19 protein-coding genes and 1 pseudogene are annotated in these 23,637 nt (G+C 72.0%); 4 read left to right on the top strand and 16 right to left on the bottom strand.

Translation table 11 applies throughout. The features are described 5' to 3' along the window. Window positions 1-12: 12 nt before the first annotated feature. From ABD355_RS38055 to infC, 9 genes and pseudogenes are all read right to left on the bottom strand, one after another. A complete protein-coding gene (locus ABD355_RS38055) occupies window positions 13-1,353 on the bottom strand; it encodes an NsdA family TPR-like regulatory protein (protein WP_344405641.1) in 1,341 nt (446 codons plus the stop codon). 366 nt (window positions 1,354-1,719) lie between these two features. Next, window positions 1,720-2,793: a PP2C family protein-serine/threonine phosphatase gene (locus tag ABD355_RS38050; protein ID WP_344405640.1), complete on the bottom strand. Its 1,074-nt coding sequence runs from the start codon at window positions 2,791-2,793 to the stop codon at window positions 1,720-1,722. 208 nt (window positions 2,794-3,001) lie between these two features. Next, window positions 3,002-5,518 (bottom strand): phenylalanine--tRNA ligase subunit beta, encoded by a 2,517-nt coding sequence (pheT, locus tag ABD355_RS38045; protein ID WP_344405639.1) that lies wholly within the window; start codon window positions 5,516-5,518, stop codon window positions 3,002-3,004. Further along, complete coding sequence (gene pheS, locus ABD355_RS38040) at window positions 5,518-6,639, bottom strand: phenylalanine--tRNA ligase subunit alpha (protein ID WP_344405638.1); 1,122 nt, start codon at window positions 6,637-6,639, stop codon at window positions 5,518-5,520. Before pheS ends, pheT begins: the two co-directional genes overlap by 1 nt. A 150-nt stretch (window positions 6,640-6,789) precedes the next feature. Beyond that, window positions 6,790-7,935: a sensor histidine kinase gene (locus ABD355_RS38035; RefSeq protein ID WP_344405637.1), complete on the bottom strand. Its 1,146-nt coding sequence runs from the start codon at window positions 7,933-7,935 to the stop codon at window positions 6,790-6,792. A 54-nt stretch (window positions 7,936-7,989) separates the two neighbouring features. Next, window positions 7,990-8,832: a TrmH family RNA methyltransferase gene (locus ABD355_RS38030; RefSeq protein WP_344405636.1), complete on the bottom strand. Its 843-nt coding sequence runs from the start codon at window positions 8,830-8,832 to the stop codon at window positions 7,990-7,992. A 95-nt stretch (window positions 8,833-8,927) separates the two neighbouring features. Continuing rightward, entirely contained in the window at window positions 8,928-9,311 is a 384-nt protein-coding gene (gene rplT, locus ABD355_RS38025) for a 50S ribosomal protein L20 (protein ID WP_004933571.1), read from the bottom strand. Window positions 9,312-9,411: 100 nt separating this feature from the next. After that, a complete protein-coding gene (rpmI, locus tag ABD355_RS38020; RefSeq protein ID WP_004933563.1) occupies window positions 9,412-9,606 on the bottom strand; it encodes a 50S ribosomal protein L35 in 195 nt (64 codons plus the stop codon). 111 nt (window positions 9,607-9,717) lie between these two features. Further along, window positions 9,718-10,399: pseudogene (gene infC, locus ABD355_RS38015) on the bottom strand (translation initiation factor IF-3). Between the two features lie 336 nt (window positions 10,400-10,735). Here infC and ABD355_RS38010 point away from each other — a divergent pair. After that, window positions 10,736-11,104, top strand: a complete 369-nt coding sequence (locus ABD355_RS38010; protein WP_266953624.1) for a DUF1844 domain-containing protein — start codon at window positions 10,736-10,738, stop codon at window positions 11,102-11,104. Window positions 11,105-11,122: 18 nt separating this feature from the next. Here the strand turns inward: ABD355_RS38010 and ABD355_RS38005 are convergent, their stop codons facing one another. After that, entirely contained in the window at window positions 11,123-11,854 is a 732-nt protein-coding gene (locus tag ABD355_RS38005) for an SseB family protein (protein ID WP_344405635.1), read from the bottom strand. Between the two features lie 160 nt (window positions 11,855-12,014). On the opposite strand from ABD355_RS38005, the gene ABD355_RS38000 reads away from it, so the two are divergent. Beyond that, on the top strand, window positions 12,015-13,016 hold the full coding sequence (locus tag ABD355_RS38000; protein ID WP_344405634.1) for a serine hydrolase: 1,002 nt from the start codon (window positions 12,015-12,017) through the stop codon (window positions 13,014-13,016). Between the two features lie 13 nt (window positions 13,017-13,029). Here the strand turns inward: ABD355_RS38000 and mycP are convergent, their stop codons facing one another. Together mycP and ABD355_RS37990 are read right to left on the bottom strand one after the other, a co-directional pair. Beyond that, entirely contained in the window at window positions 13,030-14,196 is a 1,167-nt protein-coding gene (gene mycP, locus ABD355_RS37995; RefSeq protein ID WP_344405633.1) for a type VII secretion-associated serine protease mycosin, read from the bottom strand. Continuing rightward, window positions 14,193-15,008 carry a hypothetical protein gene (locus ABD355_RS37990; protein WP_344405632.1) on the bottom strand — a complete coding sequence of 272 codons (816 nt, stop codon included), beginning with the start codon at window positions 15,006-15,008 and terminating at the stop codon, window positions 14,193-14,195. Before ABD355_RS37990 ends, mycP begins: the two co-directional genes overlap by 4 nt. Before the next feature lie 1,772 nt (window positions 15,009-16,780). Between ABD355_RS37990 and ABD355_RS37985 the strand changes: the two genes are divergently transcribed. Continuing rightward, complete coding sequence (locus tag ABD355_RS37985; protein WP_344405631.1) at window positions 16,781-17,983, top strand: amino acid deaminase/aldolase; 1,203 nt, start codon at window positions 16,781-16,783, stop codon at window positions 17,981-17,983. Window positions 17,984-17,997: 14 nt separating this feature from the next. On the opposite strand, the gene ABD355_RS37980 is transcribed toward ABD355_RS37985, so the two are convergent. Genes ABD355_RS37980 through ABD355_RS37965 form a run of 4 tightly spaced genes read right to left on the bottom strand, consistent with a single transcriptional unit; the run spans window position 17,998 to window position 22,794 of the window. Then, the gene (locus ABD355_RS37980; protein WP_344405630.1) at window positions 17,998-19,236 is read right to left on the bottom strand and encodes an HAD family hydrolase; all 1,239 of its coding nucleotides are present in this window, start codon (window positions 19,234-19,236) and stop codon (window positions 17,998-18,000) included. A gap of 25 nt (window positions 19,237-19,261) precedes the next feature. After that, on the bottom strand, window positions 19,262-20,044 hold the full coding sequence (locus tag ABD355_RS37975; RefSeq protein WP_344405629.1) for a 3-oxoacyl-ACP reductase: 783 nt from the start codon (window positions 20,042-20,044) through the stop codon (window positions 19,262-19,264). 6 nt (window positions 20,045-20,050) lie between these two features. Next, the gene (locus ABD355_RS37970) at window positions 20,051-21,415 is read right to left on the bottom strand and encodes an aldehyde dehydrogenase family protein (RefSeq protein ID WP_344405628.1); all 1,365 of its coding nucleotides are present in this window, start codon (window positions 21,413-21,415) and stop codon (window positions 20,051-20,053) included. Window positions 21,416-21,423: 8 nt separating this feature from the next. Further along, window positions 21,424-22,794: a glutamine synthetase family protein gene (locus tag ABD355_RS37965; RefSeq protein WP_344405627.1), complete on the bottom strand. Its 1,371-nt coding sequence runs from the start codon at window positions 22,792-22,794 to the stop codon at window positions 21,424-21,426. Between the two features lie 95 nt (window positions 22,795-22,889). On the opposite strand from ABD355_RS37965, the gene ABD355_RS37960 reads away from it, so the two are divergent. After that, window positions 22,890-23,624 (top strand): FadR/GntR family transcriptional regulator, encoded by a 735-nt coding sequence (locus ABD355_RS37960; RefSeq protein ID WP_344405626.1) that lies wholly within the window; start codon window positions 22,890-22,892, stop codon window positions 23,622-23,624. Window positions 23,625-23,637: the final 13 nt, after the last annotated feature.

The following is a 23,637-nucleotide window of genomic DNA, read 5'->3' as shown; positions in this document are numbered from 1 at the left end:
TCAGGAACCTTCCTACAGCGGTACGCGCAGTGCCCCGTCGATGAGTTCGGCGGCTTCGGCGGTGCCCGCACAACCGCTGCGGACCAGGTACTCGCGTACCGCGCGGAGTCTGTCGCGCAGCCGCTGGGACTCCATTCCGCGGGCCTGTTCGGCCATCTGCACCGCCGTGGCCACCGCCTTGTCGGCGTTGCCCTGGCGCAGCTCGATCGTGGAGAGCATGGCGAGCCGGTGCACCCGGCCGCGGTCGTGCGCGGGGTTGTCGACGGCCGCCGCGGCATGCTCCCCCGCGGCGACGAGCTCGCCGAGGCTGAGCAGTGCCTCCGCCACCTGGACGTTGACCAGGCCCGGCTGGACATAGCCGGTTTCGTCGGGTTCGTACCCGCGCCGGATGCGTTCGGCGGCCTGCTCGGCACGCCGGATGCAGGACAGGGCGCTCGTGCCGTCGCCGAGGTGTGCGTACGCCTTGGCCTGCATCGCGTACAGATCGGAGGCGAGGGCGGGGGTGATGTGCTTGCCGGCGGCGCGCAGCGCGGCCTCCGCGAAGGCGACCGCCTGGCGGTACTCCCGCATGAACAGCGCCTGGTTGACCAGCAGCGCGATCACATAGGCGCCGAGGCCCCGGTCCCCGCTGGCCTTCGCCAGCCTGAGCGCCTGGTGGAAGTAGCGCTGGGCGAGACCGTGCGCGTCGGAGTCGTAGGCGCAGATGCCCGCGATCGCCACCAAGCCGCCCGTGGCCCGGTGCAGTTGGCGGCCGGTGGCGTCGGTGTAGCTGCCGCGCAGCAGCGGGGCGGCCTCCGCGTTGAGGAAGCCGACGATCCGTGTGCGCGTGGCTATGCCGCCCGCCTTGCGGTACATCTGCTCGTAGTGGGTGCGGGCCGCGCGCAGCATCTCGATGTCGCCGGGGGTGACCCGGTGCCGGCCGCCGCGCGAGACATCCACGTCCTCGGGCGGGTTCTCCCACTCCCACACGGGCATGACCGCGGGCGTGCCGGTGACCGCGGGCGCGCCCAGGATGTGCGGGCGCTGCTGCTCGTCGGAGCGCCACAGCGCGGTGGCCCGCTCGACGAAGCCGGACAGCGAGGTGCCGTGCGGGGTGGACGGCTCGCCGGGCACACCGAGGCCGATGTCGTCGAGCGTGACCGGACGGTGCAGCCGTCCCGCGAGCACTTCACAGATCAGGTCGGGCACCTGCCCTCGGGGCCGCTGCCCCTTCAACCACCGCGCCACGGCGGTGTGTTCGTACCGGAGTGCGAGGCCGCGCGCCCGCCCCGCCTGATTGACGTGTGCCGCCAGCCCCGCATGCGAGATCCCGGCCTCGTCCAGGATCGCGTCGAGCAGAGTGTTGGGCTGCATGGGTGCCCCCCGGATCGCTCGGTGCCGTCAGCGTAGTGCGAACGGCTTCACACGGGGTGTGAACGGAGTGCCCGAATCCGCAGCGTACGCGCACTGTCGCGGAGAGTTTCCAGCCGGTTGACTGAAATGCCTCGCAAGAGGCCGGCCGGGCCGCCGGCTCCCCCTCGTACAGTGCGGCGGCCCGCTTCCGCGCCGTCCGCCCAGCTGCCTGCCCGACACTCCGTGGCGGGGCGGACGGTGTGCCGGCTGGCAGCTTGGCGGTGCGACCAAGCGCCGTTGGCCGAAGCCGCGTTGTCGAGTGCGGGCAGCTTGTGGCTGGTCGCACCCACGCGGCGGTAGCCGCAGATTCAACAGAGGCCCGCGCCCCTAAAGACCACGGCGTGCCCGGTGGCCGACCGGTTCCCCAGGAGGGCGTGCGGCGTGGCGGCGGTCGTTGCGGAGGACGAGGAGTGCTACGTCGTCGGCGGGTCTTCCCCCTGCGTGGCGCAGCAGCCCGGCGAGGACGGCGCGCAGTACCGACTGGGGGGAGAGCGGCCCGGCGCCCACGGCCTCGGCGAGCGCGGCCGGCAGCGGAAAGAACCGGCCACGTCCGTCCCGGGCGTCCTCGACACCGTCCGTGTGCAGGAAGAGCGCCTCGCCGGGCAGCAGCCGACCGCACGGCAGGGCGGGCAGCTCGGCGGGCAACGGGAACGGCCCGAGGGGAGGCAGCGGTTCGGCCCGGGTCAGCAACTCGGCCCGGGCCGGTCCCAGCAGATACGGCCAGGGGTGCCCGCAGTTGAGGCCGCGCACCTCGCCGTCCGGCTGGATCTCCAGCAGCAGTACGGTGACGAACTCCTCGGCGACCGGGTTGTCCGGCTCCGCTCCGGCCGAGGGATGCTCGGCCCGGGCCCGCTCCCGCAGATGCCGGGCCAGCGCCCGCTCCAGCCGCCGCAGCACACTGCCGAGTTCGGCCTCGTCGTGCACGGCCTCGCGGAAGCTGCCGAGCACGGCGGCGACCGTACCGATGGCGGCGAGTCCGTGCCCGCGCACATCGCCCATCACGACCCGCACACCGTGCTCGGTGGCGATGACCTCGTACAGATCGCCGCCGATGGCCGCACAGCGGTCCGCGGACAGCTGGGCCGCGGCGATGTTCAGCCCGTCGATCCGCGGCGGCAGCGGCCGCAGCAGCGCACTCTGCGCGGCACCCGCGACCTGCCGGACCTCTCTGAGCTCGCGGAGCATCACATGCCGGACGTGGAGTATCAGGCCGGTCCCCACCGCGAAGAAGACGGCACTGGTGCCGATGCGCGCTCCCAGCCCGTTCTGCTGCGCGAGCGGACAGGTCAGCTTGTACGTGATCGCCATGGCGCCCCACACCGCGGGCAGCCCCAGCGCAAGCACCCGGCGCAACGGCAGTCGCCCCGCCCCGCGGGGAACACCAGCCTTGATGCGGATCATGCCGATTGGCCCCCCACTCAGGCCGCGAAGCACAGACGGACCGACCCCGAAAGGCCGGTCCGATTCTGTCCACGGCATGGCCGGACAGGGCCAGATCACCCGAAGTTGCCACCCAAACGAGTGACAACCTCCAGGCCATCCGCATTTATGCAGGTCAGGAGAAGGGGGGTGGGTCCGTCGGGCCCACCCCCCTTCTCCTACGGAGGGTTCACGCCCCGCGCAGTACCGCCCCGGTACGCTCGCCCGCCAGGGCAACCGCCGCATCCCGAGCCGCAGACGCCTCGTCGACGGTCAGGGTCCGGTCGGGAGCCCGGAAGCGCAACGCATACGCCAGCGACTTCCGTCCCTCACCGAGCTGCTCGGCATTCTCATACACGTCGAACAGCCGGATCGCCTCGAGCAGCTCCCCCGCCCCGTCCCGCAGCGCAGCCTCAACCTCGGCATGCGGCACGAACTTGTCGACGACCAGCGCGACATCCTGCGTGGCCACCGGGAAGGTGGAGATGCCCGGCGCCTGCGGGGTGTCGTTGCCGACCTGCTCCAGCACATCCAGGTCGATCTCCATCGCACCGGTGCGCTCGGGCAGCCCGAGGGCCTTCACCACGCGCGGGTGCAGCTCACCCGCGTGCCCGACGACCGTCTCCGTACCGTCGACGACGACCACGAGTTCGGCGCAGCGACCGGGGTGCCACGGACCGTACTGACCCTTGCGGACGATCAGTTCGGCTCCGGCTTCCCGCGCGACGACGCGCCCCGCCTCGACGGCGTCGGCCCAGTCCGCCGGACGGCCCTTGCCCCACCAGCCGGCCTGCTCGCGGGCGCCCGCGAGGACGACGGCGACATGGCGCGGCTGCTCGGGCAGCGCGGCGTTCAGTTCGGCGATCTCCTCGTCGGTGGGACGCCGGTCGACGGGCAGCGCGACGGCGGTCTTCTGCTCCGCGCGCGGGAGGAACACCAGCCCGGTCTCGAACAGCGCGAGGTCGTGCGAGCCGCGGCCGTTGTTGCGCCGCAGGGCACCCAGCAGGCCCGGCAGCAGCGAGGTGCGCAGCGCGGGCTCCTCGTCGCTGAGCGGGTTGGTGAGCTTCACGACGCGGCGGCCGGCGTCGTCGGCCTCCAGCAGCAGCTGGTCGAAGACCTGCTCGCTGACGAAGGGGTAGTTCGGCGCCTCGACATAGCCCGCCCCGGCCAGCGCGCGGCCGACCCGGCGGTGCAGCCGCTGGCGGTGGGTGAGGCCACGGCCCGAGGGGAGCTTGGGCAGCGTGGAGGGCAGGTTCTCGTAGCCCTCCAGGCGGATGACCTCCTCCGCGATGTCGTTGACCTCGAGGAGGTCGGGCCGCCAGGACGGCACGGTGACGATCAGCTCGTCCTGCCCGTACACGTCGCAGCCGATCTCCTGCAGCCGCCGTACGACGGTCTCGCGGCCGTAGTCGACGCCCGCCACCTTGTCCGGGTGGTTGGCCGGGACGGTGATGGTGTGCGGGGCGGACGGCGTGATGACCTCGGTGACGCCGGCCTCGGCGGTGCCGCCCGCGAGCAGCACCAGCAGGTCGACGGTGCGCTGCGCGGCGGCGGCCGCGGCCTGCGGGTCGACGCCGCGCTCGAAGCGGCGGGAGGCCTCGGAGGACAGCTTGTGGCGGCGGGCCGTGCGCGCGATGGAGACCGCGTCGAAGTGGGCGGCCTCGATCACGACGTCGCTCGTGGAGTTCTCGGTGTCGTCGTGGTCGGCGATCTCGGTGTTGGCGCCGCCCATCACGCCCGCGAGGCCGATGGGGCCGCGGTCGTCGGTGATCACCAGGTCCTCGGCGTGCAACTTCCGCTCGACGCCGTCGAGGGTGACGATCTTCTCGCCCTGCTCGGCGCGGCGCACGCCGATGGTGCCCTGGACCAGCGAGCGGTCGTAGGCGTGCAGCGGCTGGCCGAGCTCCATCATCACGTAGTTGGTGACGTCGACGGCGAGCGAGACCGGGCGCATGCCGACCTTCTGCAGCCGGCGCTGCAGCCAGATCGGGGAGCGCGCCTCGGGGCTCAGCCCGGTCACCGTGCGCGCGGTGAAGCGGTCGCAGCCGAGCGGATCGGAGACCTGCACCGGGTAGCCGAACGCGTTCGGGCCGGGTACGTCGATCAGGGCCGGGTCGCGCAGCGGCAGGCCGTAGGCGATGGCGGTCTCGCGGGCGACGCCGCGGATGGACAGGCAGTCGCCGCGGTTGGCGGTGACGGCGATGTCCAGGACCTCGTCGACGAGTTCGAGCAGTTCGATGGCGTCCTTGCCGACCTCGGCCTCCGGCGGCAGCACGATGATGCCGTGCGTGCCGTCGTCGCCCATGCCCAGCTCGTCGCTGGAGCAGATCATGCCGTGGGACGTCTTGCCGTAGGTCTTGCGCGCGGAGATGGAGAAGCCGCCGGGCAGCGTGGCGCCCGGAAGCACGACCACGACCTTGTCGCCGACGGCGAAGTTGCGGGCGCCGCAGACGATCTCCTGGGGCTCGCCGGTGCCGTTGGCCCGGCCGACGTCGACGGTGCAGAAGCGGATCGGCTTCTTGAACTCCGTCAGCTCCTCGATGGTCAGCACCTTGCCGACGACGAGCGGGCCCTTGAGGTCGGCGCCGAGGTGCTCGACGGTCTCGACCTCGAGCCCCGCCGAGACGAGCTTCTCCTGGACGTCACGGCCGGTTTCCGTCGCCGGCAGGTCGACGTACTCCCGCAGCCAAGAAAGCGGGACCCGCATCAGATCTCCATCCCGAACGGCCGGGTGAACCGGACGTCACCCTCGACCATGTCTCGCATGTCCTCGACGTTGTGGCGGAACATCAGCATCCGCTCGATGCCGAACCCGAAGGCGAAGCCGCTGTACTTCTCCGGGTCGACGCCGCAGGCGGTGAGCACCCGCGGGTTGACCATGCCGCAGCCGCCGAGCTCGATCCAGCCTTCGGAGGAACAGGTGCGGCAGGGGCGGTCGGGGTTGCCGACGGACTCGCCGCGGCAGACGTAGCACACCATGTCCATCTCGGCGGACGGCTCGGTGAACGGGAAGAAGTTGGGCCGCAGCCGCGTCTTCATGCCCTCGCCGAACAGCGACTGGACCATGTGGTCCAGGGTGCCCTTGAGGTCGGCCATGGTCAGGCCCTCGTCCACGGCGAGCAGCTCGACCTGGTGGAAGACGGGGGTGTGCGTGGCGTCCAGCTCGTCGGTGCGGTACACCCGGCCCGGGCAGATCACGTAGACCGGCAGCTCACGGCTGAGCAGCGAGCGGATCTGGACCGGCGAGGTGTGGGTGCGCAGCACGACCCCGGACTCGGTGCCGCCCTGGGGGCCCTCGACGAAGAAGGTGTCGTGCTCGCCGCGGGCCGGGTGGTCCGGGCCGATGTTGAGGGCGTCGAAGTTGAACCACTCGGCCTCGATCTCGGGGCCCTCGGCGACCTCGTAGCCCATGGCCACGAAGACGTCCTCGATGCGCTCCGAGAGGGTGGTCAGGGGGTGGCGGGCGCCGGCCGGTACGCGGTCGTACGGCAACGTGACGTCCACCGACTCCTCGACCAGCACGCGCGCGTCCCGCTCGGCCTCCAGCTCGGCCTGACGGCCGGCCAGCGCCTTGTTGACGGCGCCGCGGGCCTGGCCGACCAGCTTGCCGGCGGCGGCCTTGGCGTGCGGGGGCAGGGCGCCGATCTCGCGGTTGGCGAGGGCCAGCGGGGAGGTGCCCCCGGTGTGGGCGACCTTGGCCTCCTGGAGCGCGTCGAGGGAGCTCGCTGCGGCGAAGGCGGCGAGCGCCTCGTCCCGCATGCGCTCGATCTCTTCCGGTTTCAACGCCTCGACCTCTACAGGGTCGTACGACTTATTCGGTGCCGACATCTCTTCCCGTGCTTCCGATTGGCTGGCTGAAGGTCCCCGTCACCGACTCACACAGAGGTCAGAGGGCCGTCCATGGGACACAAAGGTGCCAAAGGCCGAGTCTAACGGGGTGGAGGTGTACGAATGCGCCCGTGGGCCGCTCTCCGGCTCTCAGGTGAGATACGCCGGGGCCGCCACGGGCAACGTAAATCGGAACTCCGCCCCGCCCTGGGGGCCGCGGCCGACCGTGATGGTGCCGCCGTGGGCCTCGACGATGCCCTTGACGATGTAGAGCCCGAGGCCCGTGCCGCCGCGCTTGCTGCCCCGCCAGAAGCGGGTGAAGACGCGGTTCATGGACTCCTCCGGGATGCCGGGCCCCTCGTCGCTCACCGTGACCGACGTGGCTGCTGCTTCATGGCCTTCGTCCTCTCGGGGGGACGCCGTGGCCGTGATGTCAATCGTGACGGTTCCCTCGCCGTGCCGCACCGCATTTTCCAGCAGGTTGCTGAGCACCTGGTCGATCTTGTCGGGGTCGGCCCACAGCGAGGGCAGCGGCTGTTCGATCCTGAGCAGGAACCGGTCGGCGGGCTGCCCGGCGGCGACGTACGCCTGGATGTGGCGCCCGACGGCCGCGCCGATGTCGACGGGCTGGCGCCGCACCTCCAGCCGCCCGCTGTCGATCCGGGAGATGTCCAGCAGCTCGGCGATGAGCCGGGTGACGCGGTCGGCGTCGGCGTCGACGGTCTCCAGCATCAGCCGCTTCTGGTCGTCGGTGAACCGTTCCCACTTGGCGAGGAGCGTGGCGGTGAAGCCCTTGACGGAGGTCAGGGGCGAGCGCAGTTCATGGGCCACGGTCGCTATCAGCTCCGCGTGACTGCGCTCGGTGCGGCGGCGGGCCTCGGTGTCGCGCAGCGAGACGACGACACGGCGGACCGGGCCGGCGGGCTCACTGCGGACGTACCGGGCCGATACGAGGACCTCCCGTCCACCGGGAAGCAGCAGGTTCCGCTCGGGCTGCCGCCGGCGAATGGCGAGACCGCCGTACGGGTCGGTCAGCTGCCACCAGCGCCGCCCCTCCAGGTCCTCTAACGGCAGCGCCTTCTCCAGCCGCTGTCCGAGGGCGTCCCGGGCGGGGACGGCGGTGATGCGCTCGGCGGCGGCGTTGAAGCAGATGACACGGCCGTGCTCGTCGGCGACGACGAGGCCGTCGGGCAGTTCGTCGGGGTCGACGCCGAGCTCGGCGAGATCGCCGTGCCGGGGCGCGGGCGCGCGCCGCGCGTCCCGTGATCCCCGTGCCCTGCTCGTGCCGACACTCATTCCCCGCAACCCACCCTTCAGACGGCGCAGGTGGCCCCCGAGCTGGTCACCCTACTAGCTCTCGGTGACGGAACGGCACCCTGTGGAGGCGCGCTGTGCACGGGCCGACGCATACAGACATACGGCGGCCGCGGTGGCGAGGTTCAGGCTCTCGGCCTTCCCGTGGATCGGCACGCGCACCACGGCGTCCGCGAGTGCGCGGGTCTCCTCCGGGAGCCCCCACGCCTCGTTCCCGAACACCCAGGCGGTCGGCCCGCCCATGGTGCCCTTGTCGAGCTCGTCGTCCAGGTCGTCGGTCCCGGCCCCGTCCGCGGCGAGGATCCGCACACCGGCCCGCTTGAGCCCCTCGACCGCCTCCTCCACGGGCACGCCGACGGCGACGGGCAGATGGAACAGCGAGCCCACGGAGGCCCGTACGGCCTTGGGGTTGTACAGGTCGACGGACGCGTCGGTCAGGACGACGGCCTCGGCGCCGGCGGCATCGGCGCACCGCAGCACGGTCCCGGCGTTTCCTGGGTCCCGCACATGCGCGAGTACGGCGACGAGCTTGGGCCGGGCGGCGAGGATCTCCTCGAAGGGCGTGTCCAGGAACCGGCAGATCCCGACGAGCCCCTGGGGCGTGACGGTGGTCGAGATGTCGGCGATGACGTCCTCGGAGGCGAGGTGCACGCGGGCACCGACGTCCCGGGCCTCTCCCACGATGTCGGCGTACCGCTCCGCGGCCTCGACGGTGGCGAACAGCTCCACCAGCCCGTGCCCGGCGGCTTCCCGCACGGCCTGCGGCCCCTCGGCCAGGAACAGCCGCTCCTTGCTCCGGAAGTTCCGCCTGGCGAGTCGCCGGGCGGCCGACACTCGGGGAGACCGAGGGGAGATCAGCTCGGGGGTAACGGGGGGCATCAAGGTCACCTAACTCACTCAACGAAACGGACCCGCGGGCAGCAACCCACGGGTCCGTACAGTCACGTCGGCTCAAGCCAGCGCGGCGAGAAGCGTCACGCAGCCTTGGGGGCGTTGACGTCCGCCGGCAGGGCCTTCTGCGCAACCTCGACCAGCGCGGCGAACGCGGTGGCGTCGTTGACGGCCAGCTCGGCCAGGATCTTGCGGTCGACCTCGACGTTCGCGGCCTTCAGCCCCTGGATGAAGCGGTTGTACGTGATGCCGTTGGCGCGGGCAGCGGCGTTGATGCGCTGGATCCACAGCTGGCGGAAGTCACCCTTGCGCTTCTTGCGGTCGTTGTAGTTGTAGACCAGCGAGTGGGTGACCTGCTCCTTGGCCTTGCGGTACAGGCGCGAACGCTGACCGCGGTAGCCGGAGGCCTGCTCGAGGATCGCCCGGCGCTTCTTGTGGGCGTTGACTGCCCGCTTGACGCGTGCCACTTGTTAACTCCTTGTAGCGGGGCCGTGGTTGGACTCACACGGCCCGGAAACGATTGGGTCCCGGTCCAGACGTACGGCGCTCGGTGGAGCGCCGCTCACGTCACTTGCCGAGAAGCTTCTTGATCTTCGCGGCGTCGCCCGGGGCCATCTCGGCGTTGCCGGTCAGGCGACGCGTCACGCGGGACGACTTGTGCTCGAGCAGGTGGCGCTTGCCGGCGCGCTCACGGAGCACCTTGCCGGAGCCGGTGACCTTGAAGCGCTTGCTGGCACCGCTGTGCGACTTGTTCTTCGGCATAGCGCCGTTCTCTCCTCGTCGGTGGCGCTCCGGTGCCCGGTCGCGAAAACCGGGCACGGTAGAGCGTCGTTCGTGTTTCGGTTACATCCTGGGGACCTGCGTCCCCCGGGATCACGCCTCGGCGGAAGCCTCGGCAGGCGCCTCGGTCTCCACGGCGTTCTCGGTGTCCGCGGCGTTCTGCGACTTGCCGGGGTTGGCCTTCGCTTCTGCCTTGCGGGCTTCCTGCGCCTGGCGGGCCTCGGCCATCGCCTCGGTCTTCTTCTTGTGCGGACCGAGGACCATGATCATGTTTCGGCCGTCCTGCTTCGGATTCGACTCGACGAAGCCGAGGTCCTGGACGTCCTCCGCGAGACGCTGCAGCAGTCGGTAGCCGAGCTCCGGCCGGGACTGCTCGCGACCACGGAACATGATCGTGATCTTGACCTTGTCGCCCTGCTTGAGGAACCGGACGACGTGACCCTTCTTGGTGTCATAGTCGTGCGGGTCGATCTTCGGCCGGAGCTTCATCTCCTTGATGACCGTGTGCGCCTGGTTCTTGCGCGCCTCACGGGCCTTCATGGCCGACTCGTACTTGAACTTCCCGTAGTCCATGAGCTTGCACACGGGCGGACGGGCGTTCGCCGCGACCTCGACCAGGTCCAGGTCGTACTCCTGCGCAAGCTCCAGTGCCTTGGCCAGCGGGACAATGCCCACCTGCTCGCCACTGGGACCGACAAGTCGCACCTCGGGAACGCGAATCCGGTCGTTGATGCGGGGCTCGGCGCTGATGGATCCTCCTCGGTTAGCACCACACGGCGGTCTGGCGGACAGCCGCGTATGTCTCTTTCGTTAGACCTAACCGCGCCGAAGCATGAAAAATGCCCCGGACGATCACAGGCGGGGCTCCAAAGCACTACCGGAGCACCGCCGCGATGACGCGGGGCGCGCTTTCGGGCGACTCCATCGTCCGTACGGAACGATGGTGGCCGCCTGACCGGGGTGACCCGCCGTCCCGGGGGATGGTCGGGTGGGAGATCGGAGCCTCCACTTGTGGGCCGGACACGCGAGCGTCCAGCCGGTCGTCACACAAGGTTAGCAGCAACCCGGGGGTGGTGCTAACCGGCCTGCACCGGGCCCTATCGTGAAGGGCATGAGTGACACCCCTCCTGAGTCTTCCGAGTCCCCCGCCGACTTCGACGCCATGACCCGCGACATCGCCGAGGTCCCCGCCGTCGAGGTGATCGTGACGGTCGCCGTCAACCTGATGAGCGCCGCCGCGGTGAAGCTCGGTCTGACCGAGGAGGGCGACAAGTACAAGGACCTGGACGAGGCCCGCAAGCTGGTGACCGCGCTGGCCGGTCTGCTGGACGCGAGCGCGACCGAGATCAGCTCCTTCCACGCGGCGCCGCTGCGCGACGGGCTGAAGTCGCTCCAGCTGGCGTTCCGCGAGGCGTCCCTCGTCCCGGACGAGCCGGGCCAGGGGCCGGGCGAGAAGTACACGGGCCCCGTCTACGGCTAGCCCCGGGTAGTAAAACAACTAGTCGCGTACGTACAAGGGCTCGCCCGGCGGCGTCGCCCCGGCCGGCAGCAGTGCCAGGTCGAGGCCGCGCACCAGGCGGGCCCTCAGTGTTTCGTCGGCGGCGAGGCGCTCGGCGACGGCGCGGGCGGCCGCGGCGGGTGCGGCGGACTCGTCCAGTACGAGGGCGAGGGTGCCGTCGGCCTGGCCCGGCCCGAGGTGGGCGCGCAGCACGGCGGGCTCGGCGGCGACCGCGGTCCGTACCGCCTCCCGTACGGCGGGGTCGGCGAGGGGGTCGTCCGTCGTACGGCCCTCGGCGAGCGCGAGCAGCGCGGAGCCCGTCAGCTCGTACGGCACTGGACCCGCCAGGTCCAGCACGACGGTGTCCGCCTTCTCGTGCGCAGCCGCCTGCAGCGCCTGGTGCAGGGGTACGGCGACGGGGCGGGCCGCCGGGTCCCAGCGGGCCAGCGAGTCGGTGGAGGTGAAGGCCGGCAGGGCGGTGCGGGAGCCGGCCTTGAGGGTCGGTACGGCCATGTCGCTGGTCTTCTCGCGGCGCAGCCCGTTCTCGTCCTCCTCGACCTCGCCGAGGACGGCCACCACGGGGACGAGCAGCCGGGCGCCCTTGAGTGCCTCCAGGACGGGGCCCACGGCGGTGCGGTCCTCGGCCCAGGCGGTGAGCGCGGCGGCCAGCCGGGGGTCGGCGGTGCCGTCGTCGTCGGAGAAGCCGGAGTCGGGAATGTTCTTGTTCGCCACGGTCACCGACCCTATCGGGCGGATGTCGGGGGGATGCCGCTGGGCTTGTGCGGCCCCGGAAACCGCTGGTTCACAGGCTTCACGGCTTTCTCAGATTTCCCTGACGCACATCTAACGTCCGTCTAACGGGTCGCACAGTTGCCGTCTCCAGCATCGCGGGATGGAGTCCCCCCGAGCCCGCCGCAGCCGCCGCGCCCGTCCGTCCAGGACGCGCACCCTGCTCCACACCGCCCTCGCCGTGGTGGCCTTCGTGGGCGGTACGGCCGCCGGGACCGTGTACGTGAAGGCTCGGGCGCACTCCGGTGCGAGCCCCGTATCGTCGTCGGCGACGGCGTCGGCCTCCACCTCGGGCCCGGCGGGCGGGGAGGATGCGGTGGAACCTGTGGCGGAGCCGGCTGTGGACCACGACGCGCTGCTGGCCGCGGCCGTGAAGTCGGTGCCCGTCGAGGACGGCGCCGAGGTGTCGGTGGCGGTGCTGGACCTGGACTCGGGCCAGAGCGCCTCGTACGGGGACGGCTCGTTCGACACGGCGAGCATCGTCAAGGTCGACATCCTGGCGGCGCTGCTACTCCAGGCCCAGGACGCGGGCCGGCACCTCACGGCGGACGAGAAGTCGTACGCCACCACGATGATCGAGAACAGCGACAACACCGCCGCCTCCGAGCTGTGGCGGACCATCGGCAGGGCGGAGGGCCTCGACGCCGCGAACGAGCGGCTGGGACTCACGGACACCGAGGGCGGCGACGGCATGCTGTGGGGGCTGACGCAGACCACGGCCGCCGATCAACTCAGGCTGTTGCAGCAGGTGTTCGGGGACGACTCGAAACTGAGCGAGGCCTCGCGGACGTATCTGCAGGGACTTATGGGACGGATCGAGGCCGACCAGCAATGGGGCGTGTCGGCGGCGGCCGACGGCTCCGCGTGGGCGCTGAAGAACGGCTGGCTGCCGCGCAGCACGACGGGGCTGTGGGACATCAACAGCATCGGCCGGGTGACGGTCGGCGGCAGTGACCACCTGGTGGCGGTGCTGTCCAAGGGCAACTCGACGCAGGCGAAGGGGATTGCGCTGGTCGAGTCGGTGGCGAGGGCGGCGGTTTCGGCGCCGTCGAGGGGCGCGTCCTCGTCCGCCTCTGCTGCGCCCTCCGCGTCCGTCCCGGAGTGACGGGCCGGCGGGCTCAGAAGCCGTCGAAGCGTGGGCGGCGGCCGCGCCACAGGACGACCGCCGCGACGAGCAGGACCCCGCCTACGCTGCCCGCGAGCGGGGCCGCCCAACCGCTGGTTCCGTCATCCGACTTGGACGCGTCCGGGCCGGGGCCGAAGTACTTCTCGCCGTACGACACCGCCTGCAGGCCCTTGGGCTTGAGGCGGCCGGCGGCCTTGATCGCGGCGGCCGGGTCGATCATGCCGAAGCCGCGGGAGTCGTCGCGGCCGCCCGCGGGAGGATTGCGGGCGGTGTCCTCGAGGAGCTGCTTGATCTGCGCGGGGGCCAGCCCCGGGTGGGCGGCCTTGATCAGGGCGACCGCGCCCGAGACGAACGCCGAGGCGGCGCTGGTCCCCCAGCCCTCGTAGTACTTGTGGTCGGGGTCGGCGATGACGATCTTGTCGCCGGGGGCACTGACGGTGGCGTACCAGCGGCGGGTGGAGAACGAGGCGCGCACGCCGAAGCGGTCGACGGCGGTGGCGGCGATGACTCCCGGGTAGGCGGCCGGATAGGAGACATGGTCGCCCTTGTCGCCGCCGTTGCCGGCCGAGGCGACGACGGTCACGTTCTTCTTCAGGGCGTACTGGACGGCCTCGTCCTCGGCGGGTTCGGGGTGGGCCGATGCGGAGTCGTCGCCGAGGGAGAGGTTGATGACGTCGGCGCCGTGGTCGGTGGCCCAGCGGATGCCTTCCGCGAGGGCGTTGCCGCGGGTGGAGCGGGCCTTGCCGCGGGCGGTGTCGCCGTCCTCGAGGATCACCCGCACCGGCAGGATCTTCGCCTCGGGGGCGATGCCCATGACGCCGTCGGCGTCGCCGGGGCCGTGTCCGTGCCCGGCGATGATGCCGGCCATGGCGGTGCCGTGCCGGGCCCAGGCCCGGTCCCCCTGCTCGGCCCCGAAGCCGATCATGTCCTGGGCGGGCAGGACGTTGCCGACGAGGTCGGGGTGGTCGGCCTCGACGCCGGTGTCGAGGACGGCGACGGTGATGCCCCTGCCCTTGGTGATCTGCCAGGCCTGCTGGATGTGCAGGGCGTCGAGGGCCCACTGCTGGGCGCGTATGCCGTCGGCGTGGGCGACGGTGGACGGCACCAGGGCGAGGGAGGCGGCGAGCAGGACGCTCAGCGCTGCGGTGCGGCGCGTCACGAGGGGTTCTCCGTGGGCGAGGTGACGTCTTTGCGCAGGGCCCGTTCGATGCGGTCGGCGAGGCCCTGGGCCTCGTTGCCGAGGCCTGCCTGGGCGGCGGCCGCGGTGGCACCGGTCTGGGTGGCCTGCTCGGCGGGGACCGGGGTGTCGACGCTGCGGCCGTCGGCCCAGCCGGAGACGGCGTAGACGACGACGGGGGCGTCGGTGAGGACGGAGACGGTCCAGGAGGCGCGCTGCTTGTTGCCGAAGCGGGCGGCGGCGGTGTTCTTCGCGGGGTAGGGGCGGGGCATGAGGTCGGTGCGGGTGGCGAGGCCCTGGCTCTGGAAGCGTTTGGCGAGGGAGTTCATGGATGCGGTGTCGGCCTCGGTGAAGAGGAGGCCGACGGTGGTGACGAAGCTCTGGGTGGCGTCGGTGTAGGTGGCGCGGAGCAGTCGCCGGCAGCCGACCGGTGCGAGGGCCTTCTGCAGCAGCGGGTCGAAGGCGTCCTTGCATCCGCTGTCCGGTGCTACGGCGATGCGGGTCCAGGTCCGGTCGGCGCCGCCGGGTCCGGCACCCGTGCCCTGCACGGTGCGCGGGAACAGCTGGTCCACGGGCACGTTGTGCCACAGGTCCCCGGCCGCGGCGAACGTGTCCTGCCCGCCGCCGTCCCCGGAGCCGCCGACCAGCCAACTCCCGGTGACTGCCCCGCCGATGAGCCCGAGCCCGAGCACGACACAGGCGGCGACGGCGACGGTGCGCGAACGCACCCGCCCCCCCAGCGGCCGCGGCCGGACCCGCTCGTCGTACCCCTCGGGCTCCCCGAACGACACCACGGGCCGTCCACCCCCGAGCCCGCCACCGGGCATCCCCGGAGCAGTCCAGGAGAGCGCCGGGTCGGGCCCCAGGCCTTCCACCCGAGTGCCCGGCAGGGGTGGCATGGGCGGCGACTGCGATGCGGGGCCGGCGCTCGGGCGGGTGGAGGGCATGGGAGGTGTGACCGCGCCGGCGGTTGAGCTCGGGCGCGCAGACGGCACCGGAGGGACGGCCGTGCCGGGGGTCGAGCTCGGCCGGGCAGGCGGCATCGGCATGGACGGGCCGGGCGGACGGGCCGGTTCGGCGGGGGCAGCGCCCGGGCGGGCATCCGCCGCCGGGGTGCTGCCGGGACGGCCGGCCGGCTGTGCGGCTGCGCCCGGGCGGGCAGGGGGCATGGGCCCGGCAGCCGAGCCGGGGCGTCGTGGCGGATCGACGGGGGCCGGGGGCGTGGTCGAACCGCCAGGGGTCTCCGCCGGACGAGCGGGAGACGCGGACGCGGCCAACTCAGACCGGTGCAACGGGCCGGCAGACGGCGCAGACGACGACCCCGACCGCGTACCCGGACCGGCCGAAGCATCCGAACTCGCCGGAACAGCCGAGCCAGAACCGTCAGCCGCACGCGCAGAAGGCATCCGACCAGCGGCCGAACCGGTGCGGCCTCGCGGGTCAGCAGACCGCGACGACGACGCCGACGGCGTGCCCGGAACGGCCGAAGCAGAGGGACTCGGCGGGACGGCCGAGCCAGAACCCGAAGCCGCACGCGCAGAGGGCGTCGCACCAGCAGCCGAACCAGTGCGGCCTCGCGGATCAGCAGACCGCGACGACGATGCCGACGGCGTACCCGGAACGGCCGAAGCAGAGGGACTCGCCGGAACAGCCGAGCCAGAACCCGAAGCCGCACGCGCAGAAGGCATCCGACCAGCGGCCGAACCGGTGCGGCCTCGCGGATCAGCAGACCGCGACGACGACGCCGACGGCGTGCCCGGAACGGCCGAAGCAGAGGGACTCGGCGGAACGGCCGAGCCAGAACCCGAAGCCGCATGCGCAGAGGGCGTCGCACCAGCAGCCGAACCGGTGCGGCCTCGCGGGTCAGCGGACGGCGATCCGGGTTGCGTGCCCGAAGCAGCGGGGGCGTTCGTGGTGCCCGGCGGGGGTGTGGGGCGGTGGCTGGGGCGTGGGGGTACGGCGGTGCGCGGTGTGCGGGCTTCCTCGCGGTCGCTCGCCGGAGGAGCGTCCGGGAAGCGGGCCGAGGACTGTGGCGGGGGTGGCGTCTGCGGGCTCGACCAGGCCTCGCCGCCCACCGGACCGTCCCGGGGCGGTTCGGGCGCGGCGTTCGAGCCCGTGGAGGGGGTGCGGTGGCCGAAGGCCTCGAAGCGTTCGGAGCCTCGCCAGGGGGACCAGGCCCCGCCGGAGGCCGTCTCGGCGTCCTGCGGCCGGCTTTCCGAGGGCGACGATCCGACCGTCGGCGGCTGGGCAGGGCGCGGCGGAATGGAGGCGTGCTGCGCTTCCGTGCTCATGCGCCCCCCGTTTCCTCGCGCCCGGGCCGTCCACCTGTACGCGGGCCGTCGTCCTTGTGCTCAACCGACCGACGCCGGGCCAGTCCGTCCCGGCACGCATACCCGCACGAACGGACCGGCATCCGGATGCGCATGTGCAACCGCCGCCGTTCCGCCGTACGTGCGCGTCACTCTACGGGCTGCCCCTGTCGATGCGGGAACCAGTCCACGAGCACGAGGCATCTGCCCGGAACGTCCCCCTACCCTGCGGTAATCCTGTCTGGCAGGCTTCGTTCATGACTGCGCGCGCCGCCGACCGGGTCCGTTACGACCGGGCCACCGCCCATCTCGACGCCCCTCTCGCCATCGTGGACCTGGATGCCTTCGACGCCAACGCGGACGATCTCGTGCGCCGCGCGGGCGGCAAGCCGATCCGGGTCGCCAGCAAGTCCGTCCGCTGCCGGGCCCTGCTGGAGCGGGTCCTGGCGAGAGACGGGTTCGCGGGCATCATGTCGTTCACCCTCGCCGAGTCCCTGTGGCTGGCGCGCGGCGGCTTCGACGACATCCTGCTCGCCTATCCGTCCGCGGACCGGGCCCGCTTCGCCGAGCTGGCCAGTGACCCCAAGCTCGCCGCCGCCGTGACCGTCATGATCGACGATCCCGCACAGCTGAGGCTCATCGACGAGGCCCGCGACGGCGGGCGCGAAGTCATCCGGGTCTGCCTGGAGTTGGACACCTCGCTGAAGCTTTTCGGGGGGCGCGTCCGCGTCGGGGCGCGCCGCTCGCCGCTGCACTCCCCCGCCCAGGTCGCCGACCTGGCCCGGCTGGTGGCCCGGCGGCCGGGGTTCAAGATCGTGGGGATCATGGCGTACGAGGGGCACATCGCGGGCGTCGGTGACTCCGTGGCCGGGCGGCCGCTGCGGTCGCGTGCCGTACGGCTCATGCAGGCGACGGCCCGTCGGGAGCTGGCCGAGCGGCGCGGCGAGGTGGTGCGTGCGGTGCGGGCCGTCGTACCGGATCTGGAGTTCGTCAACGGCGGCGGCACCGGCAGTGTGCAGTACACCGCCGCCGAGGACGCCGTCACCGAGATCGGCGCCGGCTCGGGGCTGTACGTGCCCCGGCTGTTCGACAACTACACCTCGTTCAGCGGGCGTCCGGCGGCCCTGTTCGCCCAGCCCGTCGTACGCCGGCCAGGCGTCGGGGTGGTCACGGTGCTCGGCGGCGGATACCCCGCCTCCGGTGCGGCCGGCACCGACCGGCTGCCCGTCCCGTACCTGCCTCAGGGGCTGCGCTACGACCCCCAGGAGGGGCCCGGCGAGGTGCAGACCCCGCTGCTCGGCTCCCCCGCCGACGACCTGCTGATCGGCGACAAGGTGTGGTTCCGGCACGCCAAGGCCGGTGAGCTGTGCGAGCGCTTCGACGTGCTGCATCTGGTCGAGGGGGACGAGGTGACGGCGACCGTCCCGACGTACCGCGGGGAAGGCCACACCTTCCTCTAGCCGTGGCCCGCCGGTCAGTACACGGTGTCCGCCTGGTCCGGGACGACGAAGCCGTCGTCCCTCAGGAGGGCGTCCTTGGCGCCGTCGGACGCGTTGTGGGCCTTGGTCGAGCACGGGTACGGGTCGGGCCTGCGCGGCAGGGGGTCGATGAACATGGGGTTGATCAGCCAGCGGCCGTCGGCGTTGTCATAGGCCCGGCACATCAGTTCCGGCTTGTTGCGGTTGAGGACGAGGTGCGCGCCGGTCGCGTCGCCGACGAAGGTGACGTCGGTGTCGGCGTCCCCGGCCGCGAGGACCGGGCGCCGCGGCCACGGCTGCCGCTGCCAGGCTGCGGCGCCGTGGACGCCGTAGATCTCCTGGTTGATCCAGCAGCGTTTGCCGTCAATGTACGGGATCGCCGTGCCGCGGGTCGCGGGGACGTTGCCGCAGCCCTGGTTGCTGGGTGTGATGCGGCCGCGGCGGTCGAGGAGCGAGCGGATGGCGATGGTGTGGGCGGGGTCGATGCCGATGGCCCGGGACCAGACCTCGGTGATCGGTTCGGAGCCCGCGGAGACGATGTAGACGTCGAATCCGGCCCGTTGGAGGGTGCGGATGAGGTCGCGCTGCTGGTCGTAGTAGCGGACGTAGGCGGGCACGGTGCGGGTACCGAGGGTGCGGGTGGCGCCGATGGGCGCCGCCAGGGCCTCGGTGCGGGCCTGGCGGGCGTAGGAGGCGAGTTCGTCGGGGGTGCGGCCGGCGAAGAGCTGGGGCACCCAGGCGTACTGCGGGACGGTGCGGCGGTGGTTCCAGGTGCCGGCGTAGGCGGGGGCGCCGCTCGCGGTGGTGGCGTTCTCCCGGATGTCGAGGATCTCGTCGGTGCAGCGGGCGTTGGTCGAGGTGCGCAGGGGTGCGGGGGTGCCGGCGCCGCAGGCCTCGGTCAGGGCGCGGTCGGCGGCCTCCGTGAGCCAGGGGCTGGTGTCCTTCCAGCGGGCCGGACGCAGGAGTGCGTCGTGTCTGAGGACCCAGGAGAGGGTGGCGTCGGTGACGTCGTTCTTGGTGACGGTGTTGTCCCAGTCGAAGACGGCGACCGGGTGGCGGCCGGCTCCCGAGCAGGTGCCGCGTTCGTCGATCACCTGCTGGAGGCGGGCGCGGTTGTCGCCGTACCAGATGCCGGTCAGACGGGGGCAGTTCGAGGGCGGGGAGACGGGGGGTGCGGTGGGCGCGGCCGCCAGGGCGGCGGCCGCGGCCAGGGTCCACGCGAGAAGGGGTCGCATACGCGTGGACCGTACCGTTTCGTCCCTACAGGGGCGTGACGTACGCGCCCGCGATTCCGCCGTCCACCAGGAAGTCGGTGGCGTTGACGAAGGAGGAGTCGTCGCTGGCCAGGAAGGCGACGGCGGCGGCGATCTCCTCGGCCTCGGCGAAGCGGCCGACCGGGATGTGCACCAGGCGGCGGGCGGCCCGCTCGGGGTCCTTCGCGAACAGTTCCTGCAGGAGCGGGGTGTTGACCGGGCCCGGGCACAGGGCGTTCACGCGGATGCCCTCGCGGGCGAACTGCACGCCCAGCTCTCGGGACATGGCGAGCACACCGCCCTTGGAGGCCGTGTAGGAGATCTGAGAGGTGGCGGCACCCATCCGCGCCACGAAGGACGCCGTGTTGATGATGGAGCCCTTGCCCTGCTGCCGCATGTAGGGGATGGCGGCCTTGCAGCACAGGTAGACGGAGGTGAGGTTGACCTCCTGGACGCGCTTCCAGGCCTCCAGGCCGGTCTCCAGGATGGAGTCGTCGTCCGGGGGCGAGATGCCCGCGTTGTTGAAGGCGATGTCGACGCTGCCGTAGGTGTCGAAGGCCGTCTTGAAGAGGGCCTCGACCTGCTCGGCGTCGGTGACGTCGACCTTCACGAAGGTCCCGCCGACCTCGTCGGCGGCCGCCTTGCCACGGGCCTCGTCGACGTCGCCGCAGACGATGTTCGCGCCCTCGGAGGCGAGCCGGCGCGCGGTGGCGAGGCCGATGCCGCTGCCGGCCCCGGTGATGACGGCCGTACGGCCCACCAGGCGGCGGCAGATGGTTTCTTCGGTCATGAGCGGTCAGGCCTCCGTGCTGATGAAGACGTTCTTGGTTTCGGTGAAGGCGGTCAGGGCGTCCGGACCGAGCTCGCGGCCCAGGCCGGACTGCTTGTAGCCGCCGAAGGGGGTCCAGTAGCGGACGCTGGAGTGTGAGTTGACGGAGAGGTTGCCGGCGCGGACGGCCCGCGAGACGCGCAGGGCGCGGCCCAGGTCACGGGTCCACAGGGAGCCGGCCAGTCCGTACGGGGTGTCGTTGGCGAGGCGGATCGCGTCGGCCTCGTCGGTGAAGGGCAGCAGGACGGCGACGGGGCCGAAGATCTCCTCACGGGCCGCGTCCGAGTCGTGCCGCTCGCCGGTGAGCACGGTCGGTGGGAACCAGAACCCGGGCCCGTCGGGGGCGCTGCCCCGCAGGGCCGGGGCCTCGTCGGGCACGAACGACCGCACCCGGTCCAGCTGCTGACGGCTGATCAGCGGGCCCATCTGGGTCTTCTCGTCGGCGGGGTCGCCTACGACGACGGACCCCAGCGCGTCGGCGAGCAGTTCGCGGACCTCGTCGTAGACGGCCTCCTGGACCAGGATCCGGGTGCGGGCGCAGCAGTCCTGGCCGGAGTTGTCCAGGAACGAGAAGGGGTCGACGGCGGTCTTGAGGTCGGCGTCGGCGAAGACGATGTTGGGGCTCTTGCCGCCGAGTTCGAGGGTGACCGGCTTGACCAGCCGGGCACAGCGCTCCATGACCTCACGGCCGGTGCGGGTGGAGCCGGTGAACACGATCTTCGCCACGTCGGGGTGGTCGACGAGGGCACGGCCGGCGGTGTGGCCATAGCCCGGGACCACCTGGAAGAGGTGCTCCGGCAGGCCCGCCTCCAGGGCGAGTTCGGCCAGGCGCAGGGCTGTCAGCGGGGTGGTCTCCGCGGGCTTGAGGACGACCGCGTTGCCCGCGGCGAGCGCCGGGAAGGAGCCCCAGGCGGCGATGGGCATCGGGAAGTTCCAGGGGGCGATGACGCCGACCACGCCGAGCGGTTCCTGGAAGGTGACGTCCCAGCCGCCGGTGACCGGGATCTGCTTGCCGAGGAGGCGTTCGGCGCCGCCCGCGGAGTACAGCAGGAGGTCACGGGCGTTGCCGGCCTCCCAACGGGCGTTGCCGAGGACGTGGCCCGCCTCGCGGACCTCGAGCCGGGCCAGCTCCTCGACGTGTGCGTCGACGACGTCGGCGAAGCGGCGCAGCAGCCGGGCCCGGTCGGCGGGTGCGGCGGCCGCCCAGGTCCGCTGGGCGGCCACCGCGCGGGCGACGGCGCGGTCCACCTCGGCCGCGTCGGCGGCGGGGACGGTGGCGACGACCTCCTCGGTGGCGGGGTTCAGTACGACGAGTTCGTGCTCGGCAGACAACAGGGGCCTCACATGCGTTCGAAGGAGCGGCGCAGCTCCCAGTCGGTCACCGCGGCGTCGAAGGCCTCGAGCTCGACGCGCGCCATGTTGCGGTAGTGCGCGACGACCTCGTCGCCGAAGGCGGCCTTGGCGATGGGGCTCTTCTCCCAGAGCTCGGCGGCCTCGCGCAGGGTGGTCGGGACGTGCTCGTACTCGGCGGTGTAAGCGTTCCCCGCGCAGGCCTCGGGAAGCTCCAGCTTCTGCTCGATGCCGTACAGCCCGGCCGCGACCAGCCCGGCGACGGCGAGGTGCGGGTTGACGTCACCGCCCGGCAGCCGGTTCTCGAAGCGCAGCGAGCGGCCGTGGCCGACGACCCGGAGCGCACAGGTGCGGTTGTCGTACCCCCAGGCGACGGCGGTGGGGGCGAAGGAGCCCGGCTGGAACCGCTTGTAGGAGTTGATGTTGGGGGCGTACAGCAGCGAGAAGTCGCGCAGGGCGGCGAGCTGTCCGGCGAGGAAGTACCGCATGACGTCGGACATGCCGCCCGGGTCCTCGGAGGAGCCCGCCATCGCGTTGTTCCCGGCCGCGTCCGCCAGCGAGAGGTGGATGTGGCAGGAGTTGCCCTCCCGCTCGTTGTACTTGGCCATGAAGGTGATCGACACGCCCTCCTGGGCGGCGATCTCCTTGGTGCCGGTCTTGTAGATCGCGTGCTGGTCGCAGGTGACGAGTGCGTCGTCGTAGCGGAAGGCGATCTCGTGCTGGCCGGGGTTGCACTCGCCCTTGGCGGACTCGACGGTCAGTCCGGCGCCCGCCATCTCGTTGCGGATACGGCGCAGCAGGGGCTCGATGCGCCCCGTGCCCAGCACCGAATAGTCGATGTTGTACTGGTTGGCCGGAGTCAGCCCTCTGTAGTTGGCGTCCCAGGCCTGCTCATAGGTGTCCTTGAAGACGATGAACTCCAGCTCGGTGCCTACCTGGGCGGTGAAGCCGTGCTCGGCGAGGCGCTCCAGCTGGCGGCGCAGGATCTGCCGCGGGGCGGCGACCACGGGCGAGCCGTCGTTCCAGGCGAGGTCGGCGATCAGCATGGCCGTACCGGCGTTCCAGGGCACCCGGCGCAGGGTGCGCAGGTCCGGGTGCATGGCGAAGTCGCCGTAGCCGCGCTCCCAGGAGGACATCGCGTAGCCGTCGACCGTGTTCATCTCGGTGTCGACGGCGAGGAGGTAGTTGCAGCCCTCGGTGCCGTGGTGGAGGACCTCGTCGAGGAAGAAACGTGCGGCGAACCGCTTGCCCTGGAGCCGCCCTTGCATGTCGGGAAAGGCCAGGACGACAGTGTCGATCTCACCGCTCGCGACGAGGGCATGCAGCTCCTCGACGCCGAGCGGGGGTGTGCGGTCTGCCACGGGAGGGCTCCTTCGGCTGCTGCTCGCTTTTTCGACCGGGCCGGAAGCCATAAGGTATTGCGGAGAACCATTGCTTGGGAAGGGGGTGCGGCGGGATGTCGCTGGATCCGGACGGCAGCCTGGAGGACCGGCTCACACCGGTACTGCGGCCGGTGCGGGCGGGCAACGGCTTCGAGGAGGCTCTGGAGCAGATCCTGCAGGTCGTACGACTGGGGCTGGTGCCGGGGGGCGAGCGACTGCCGGCCGAGCGGGAACTGGCGGAGCGGCTCGGGATCAGCCGGGTGACCCTGCGCGAGGTGCTGAAGGTGCTGCAGGACCAGGGTCTGGTGGAGTCCCGGCGCGGGCGCTACGGCGGCACGTTCGTCCTGCCGCGCGCGGACGCGGGCGGCGAGGACGAGCTGCGGCGCCGGGTCGCCGAGGTCGACATCGAGGACGTCCTGCGTTTCCGGGAGGTCCTGGAGGTGGGGGCGGCGGGGCTGTGCGCGACGCACGGCCTGGGCACGGCGCAGGCGGACCGGCTGCGCGAGGCACTGACCCGCACGGGCGACGCCCCGCTCGCCGACTACCGGCGGCTGGACACGATGCTGCATCTGACGCTGGCCGAGCTGTGCGGATCACCGACGCTGACGGCGCAGTACGCGGCGGTCCGGGCGACGGTGAACGACCTGCTCGACTGCATCCCGCTGCTCGTCCGCAACCTGGAGCACTCGCAGCGGCAGCACGTCGCGCTGGTGGAGGCGGTCCTGGACGGGGACGCGGACGGGGCGCGGGAGATGATGCGGGAGCACTGCGCCGGGACGGCGGCGCTGCTCAGGGGCTTCCTGGCGTGAGGAGCCGCTTTCC

The sequence above is a fragment of the Streptomyces longisporus genome (assembly GCF_039532765.1).
In the GTDB taxonomy this organism is placed as follows: domain Bacteria; phylum Actinomycetota; class Actinomycetes; order Streptomycetales; family Streptomycetaceae; genus Streptomyces; species Streptomyces longisporus.
The sequence above is the reverse complement of the archived record's forward strand: the minus strand, read 5'-3'. Positions and strand labels throughout refer to the sequence as shown.

Excerpts from the sequence above, each read along its gene's own strand:
- ABD355_RS37960 (WP_344405626.1), top strand. The coding sequence starts at position 22,890 with ATGTCGCTGGATCCGGACGGCAGCCTGGAGGACCGGCTCACACCGGTA.
- ABD355_RS38035 (WP_344405637.1), bottom strand. The coding sequence starts at position 7,935 with ATGAGTGTCGGCACGAGCAGGGCACGGGGATCACGGGACGCGCGGCGC.
- ABD355_RS38055 (WP_344405641.1), bottom strand. The coding sequence starts at position 1,353 with ATGCAGCCCAACACTCTGCTCGACGCGATCCTGGACGAGGCCGGGATC.
- ABD355_RS38010 (WP_266953624.1), top strand. The coding sequence starts at position 10,736 with ATGAGTGACACCCCTCCTGAGTCTTCCGAGTCCCCCGCCGACTTCGAC.
- ABD355_RS38030 (WP_344405636.1), bottom strand. The coding sequence starts at position 8,832 with ATGCCCCCCGTTACCCCCGAGCTGATCTCCCCTCGGTCTCCCCGAGTG.
- ABD355_RS38050 (WP_344405640.1), bottom strand. The coding sequence starts at position 2,793 with ATGATCCGCATCAAGGCTGGTGTTCCCCGCGGGGCGGGGCGACTGCCG.
- pheS (WP_344405638.1), bottom strand. The coding sequence starts at position 6,639 with ATGTCGGCACCGAATAAGTCGTACGACCCTGTAGAGGTCGAGGCGTTG.
- ABD355_RS37985 (WP_344405631.1), top strand. The coding sequence starts at position 16,781 with ATGACTGCGCGCGCCGCCGACCGGGTCCGTTACGACCGGGCCACCGCC.
- ABD355_RS37975 (WP_344405629.1), bottom strand. The coding sequence starts at position 20,044 with ATGACCGAAGAAACCATCTGCCGCCGCCTGGTGGGCCGTACGGCCGTC.
- rpmI (WP_004933563.1), bottom strand. The coding sequence starts at position 9,606 with ATGCCGAAGAACAAGTCGCACAGCGGTGCCAGCAAGCGCTTCAAGGTC.
- ABD355_RS38000 (WP_344405634.1), top strand. The coding sequence starts at position 12,015 with ATGGAGTCCCCCCGAGCCCGCCGCAGCCGCCGCGCCCGTCCGTCCAGG.
- pheT (WP_344405639.1), bottom strand. The coding sequence starts at position 5,518 with ATGCGGGTCCCGCTTTCTTGGCTGCGGGAGTACGTCGACCTGCCGGCG.
- ABD355_RS37980 (WP_344405630.1), bottom strand. The coding sequence starts at position 19,236 with ATGCGACCCCTTCTCGCGTGGACCCTGGCCGCGGCCGCCGCCCTGGCG.